At 74.6% G+C, this 1428-nt stretch carries 1 protein-coding gene; it reads right to left on the minus strand.

Features of this window, described 5'->3' with window-relative positions:
- Window positions 1–1428 (minus strand): type I polyketide synthase (locus tag GT045_RS28855; RefSeq protein ID WP_161335983.1); only part of this gene is annotated, 1428 nt, incomplete at both ends.

The raw sequence follows: 1428 nt of genomic DNA on the forward strand, positions 1-1428 counted from the left end.
CAACTCCGCAGCCATACCCAGCCACTGCGAACCCTGCCCCGGGAACACGAAGGCGACCCCGGTGCCGCGGCGGACGGTGCCCTCGACGAGGGCGGTGGTGGCGCGGCCGGAGACGAAGGACCGGAGTTCCCGCATCACCGTGGTGCGGTCGGGTGCCAGGACGACGGCGCGGTGGTCGAAGGCGGTCCGGGTGGTGGCGAGGGAGAGGGCCGTGTCGGCGGCCGTCGCCTCGGGGTGGGCCTCGGCGTGCTCCAGGAGGCGCGCGGCCTGGGGGCGCAGTGCCGCTGCGGACTTGGCCGACAGCACCCAGGGGACGGTCGGCAGGGCGGTCGGCGCCGGGGTGCCGGGGGTGTCGTCGTCGGTGTCGGCCTGCGGCACGGGGGGCTCTTCGACGATGGCGTGGGCGTTGGTTCCGCTGATGCCGAAGGAGGACACGCCGAATCGGCGTGGTTCCTCGGCCTCGGGCCACGGGGTGGTCTCGGTGAGGAGTTCGACGGCTCCGGTCGACCAGTCCACGTGGGGTGACGGCTGGTCCACGTGCAGGGTGCGCGGGAGCACACCGTGCCGCATGGCCAGCACCATCTTCATCAGCCCGGCCACACCGGCCGCGGCCTGGGTGTGCCCGATGTTGGACTTGACGGAGCCGAGCAGCAGCGGCTTGTCGGCGTCGCGTCCACGGCCGTAGGTGGCCAGGAGGGCCTGTGCCTCGATGGGGTCGCCGAGCTTCGTGCCGGTGCCGTGGGCCTCGACGGCGGCGACCTGGTCGGGGGAGAGTCCGGCGTCCGCGAGCGCGGCACGGATCACGCGCTGCTGGGAGGGGCCGTTGGGGGCGGACAGGCCGCTGCTGGCGCCGTCCTGGTTGACGGCCGTACCGCGTACGACGGCCAGTACCGGGTGTCCGTTGCGGCGGGCGTCGGAGAGGCGCTCCAGGAGGAGCATGCCGGCGCCCTCGGCCGGGGCGAAACCGTCGGCCGCGGCGGCGAACGGCTTGCAACGGCCGTCCGGGGCGAGTCCACGCTGCCGGCTGAAGCCGATGAAGGTGCCGGGGGTGGCCATGACCGTGACGCCGCCGGCGAGGGCGAGGGTGCACTCGCCGCGGCGCAGTGCCTGCACGGCGAGGTGCAGGGCGACCAGGGAGGAGGAGCACGCGGTGTCCACCGTGACGGCGGGGCCCTCCAGGCCGAGGGTGTAGGCGACGCGGCCGGACACGACGCTGATGGCGCTGCCGGTCACGAGGTGGCCCTCGACACCGTCGGCGGCCTCGTGGACGCGCGGTCCGTAGTCGGGCGCGACGGCGCCCGCGAAGACACCGGCCTGGCTGCCCTTGAGCGAGGCGGGGTCGATACCCGCGCGCTCGATGGCCTCCCAGGCGGTCTCCAGCAGCAGGCGCTGCTGCGGGTCCATCGCCGTCGCCTCACGCGGCGAGAT

This window comes from Streptomyces sp. SID486 (assembly GCF_009865385.1).
Lineage (GTDB): Bacteria > Actinomycetota > Actinomycetes > Streptomycetales > Streptomycetaceae > Streptomyces.